Origin of the sequence: Synechococcus sp. R3-13 (assembly GCF_047462195.1) — a bacterium.
Taxonomy (GTDB): Bacteria; Cyanobacteriota; Cyanobacteriia; order Thermostichales; family Thermostichaceae; genus Thermostichus.
In genome coordinates, this window is sequence record NZ_JANSIO010000486.1 from 1 (window position 1) to 2,601 (window position 2,601).

General features: G+C 58.0%; 2 protein-coding genes and 1 pseudogene. 2 read left to right on the forward strand and 1 reads right to left on the reverse strand.

Features of this window, described 5'->3' with window-relative positions; genetic code table 11:
• Window positions 1-125 precede the first annotated feature (125 nt).
• Window positions 126-656 carry a pentapeptide repeat-containing protein gene (locus NW856_RS13430; RefSeq protein ID WP_414400661.1) on the forward strand — a complete coding sequence of 177 codons (531 nt, stop codon included), beginning with the start codon at window positions 126-128 and terminating at the stop codon, window positions 654-656.
• An 84-nt stretch (window positions 657-740) separates the two neighbouring features.
• On the opposite strand, the gene NW856_RS13435 is transcribed toward NW856_RS13430, so the two are convergent.
• Complete coding sequence (locus tag NW856_RS13435) at window positions 741-1,454, reverse strand: heme oxygenase (biliverdin-producing) (protein WP_414400662.1); 714 nt, start codon at window positions 1,452-1,454, stop codon at window positions 741-743.
• Between the two features lie 590 nt (window positions 1,455-2,044).
• On the opposite strand from NW856_RS13435, the pseudogene NW856_RS13440 reads away from it, so the two are divergent.
• Window positions 2,045-2,601: pseudogene (locus NW856_RS13440) on the forward strand (DNA-directed RNA polymerase subunit beta); the annotation flags it as partial.

The window sequence follows — 2,601 nt, forward strand, 5'->3', positions numbered from 1 at the left end:
CCCCATCCGCCTATGCGGTGGGGTAGTTCATGATAGCCCAACCTGCCGGCGGGATCCCTATCCGGTAAGATAAAACCAGAAGCAATTCCCAAGCCATGGAGGTTTCCTTGAGGGAGGGATCCACGATGTCTGTTGCCTGGCTGGCTTCGGTTCTGGCGAGGCGGTCTTGGCTGAGCCGTTTCCTGCGGGGGATGGTGCTTTGCGGGCTGATACTCTGCCTGGGGGTTACTCCGCTGGGATCCCCGGCCCAGGCAGAGGACTACACCAAACGAGATCTGCAGGGGGTGAGCTTTGCAGGGCAAGACCTGAGCGGCTGGAAGTTTCTCAAGGCCAACCTGCGCCAAAGCGATCTCAGCCATGTGAAGGCGGCAGGGGCGAACCTGTTCGGGGCCAATCTCAGCAAAGCCAACTTGCGCGGGGCCGACCTGCGGGGGGCCACTTTGGACATGGCCAACTTACAGGGTGCGGATCTGCGAGAAGCGCAACTGCAGGACAGCATGATGTGGCTGGCCCGAGTCGAAGGGATCCAAATTGATGGGGCGGATTTCACCAATGCGTTGATACGGCAAGACGCCTTCTCCATCCTTTGCGAACGGGCCACCGGCGTTAACCCTGTAACCGGTCGGGCCACCCGCGACACTCTTGAATGTGACTGATCCTCACCCCCGGCTCTTCTCCCAGAGGGAGAGGGGAGATAGGCAGCAGAACCCATCGCCTCACTGCCCTCTGGAATCCGGATTTTAGGAGCTGGGAGCGGCTGCCTCAGAACGGGTGGGCTTGCGTTGAAACTGGCTGAGCAGCGAATTCCAGGCCAAGCGGGCCATCGACAACAGCCAATTGCCCTCCAACTCCCTAAACAGATCCATGTTCAGCTTGAAGGCATAGTTGGCCTCTGCCACAATGCGGTCGATGGTGGCTTGATCCAGCCCCAATGCATCCATCTGGGCACGGTAGCGCTGCTTGAACTTGCCCTCATGAGGGATCTGCTCGAAATCGTAGAAGGCCGTTCCTTCCCCCTGCGGCAAGCCCATGGCCCGGCGGGCGATGTTTTTGAGGATTTGACCGCCCGACAGGTCGCCGATGTAGCGGGTGTAGGCGTGAGCGATCAGCAGAAGCGGATCTTTTTCCACCACTTCCCGAATGCGGTTGACATAGACCTGGCAGGCAGGGGAGGGCTTGACCAAAGAGCGCCAGTTGGGGCCAACAAAATAATTTAAATCCTTCTCCAGGCTGGCCTTGCGCCACAGCTCTGGGTAGTAGAGCCGGCCCACCAGGGGGTGCTCTCGCAGTTGGGCAAAGCCTTCTTCCAAAGCGCTGTAGACAAAGTAGAAATTGCCCAGGTAGCGGCTGTAGGCCCGTTTATCCACCACTCCCTTCAGGAAACACTTGATAAAGGCCATGTTCTCGGCCATGGTGTGGGACTGCTTGGTGCCCTCCCGCAACTGGGCCGACAGGCTGTTGTCCCGGTTACTCAAATCATTCTTATTCTGATTGTTCTGACTTTGACTCACAAAACCCTCCTCGCCAACAAACTGTGCTTCATTAGATCACCCGCAGATCACCCGCAAGCCATCCCGAGGTTCCCCCAGCCTGAGAAGCTTTGTAAACCCATTCCCGATCCTTTCTCATGATTGATGGCTCCGCGTCTTGCCCCCTAGCCTGCATCAACAGCGTGCATCTCAAAAGCGACAAAGACCGGCGCCGCGTCCACCCTGGCGACCGGCTGAGCCTGTCAGAACCACCCCTCCGATCCCCACGGTCGACCGGAAATCCGAGCTGGAGCAGCGGATGATCCGTAAAAACGGTCAAAGATTAGAATAATCTGCCTGAGTGTGAATGGATGTGAACAATCCTTAAGGCATGGCGGAAACCGCCCCTGCCCCGGCAGCCAAAAGGGGATCCCCAGCGGTTTTGCCGAGATTTTCCAAGTGAGCCCTCAAGGGATCCGGACAGCCCCTCGACCTTTGTAACGTTCGTTGACGATCGTTGGCGGGGTTTCTATAATGGAAGGCCTGACTGCAGCGCGACCCCTCCCGAGCAACGCATGACACAATTAGCAGTGCAATCCCCTGTCGCTCCTACCTTTCCTGACCTGGTGGAGATTCAGCGGGAGAGTTTCTTGTGGTTTTTGCGAGAAGGGTTTGAAGAGGAGCTTCTCAGCTTTTCCCCCATCATCGATTACACTGGTAAGCTGGAGCTGCACTTCCTGCCTGAATATCGCCCTGGGGATCCCTCCAAAGGGTACAAGATCAACCGCCCCCGCTACGACCCCGAGGAGGCCAAGCGGCGGGATGCCACCTATCAAGCGCAGATCCGGGTGCCCACTCGCCTGATCAACAAAGAGACCGGCGAGATCAAAGACATGGACGTCTTCATCGGCGAACTGCCCTTGATGACGGATCGGGGCACCTTCATCATCAACGGCGCCGAGCGGGTGATCGTCAACCAAATTGTGCGCAGCCCCGGCGTCTATTACAAATCGGAGCTGGACAAAAACGGGCGTCGCACCTACAGCGCCAGCCTCATCCCCAACCGCGGTGCCTGGCTGAAGTTCGAGACCGACAAAAACGGCCTGGTGTGGGTGCGCATCGACAAAACCCG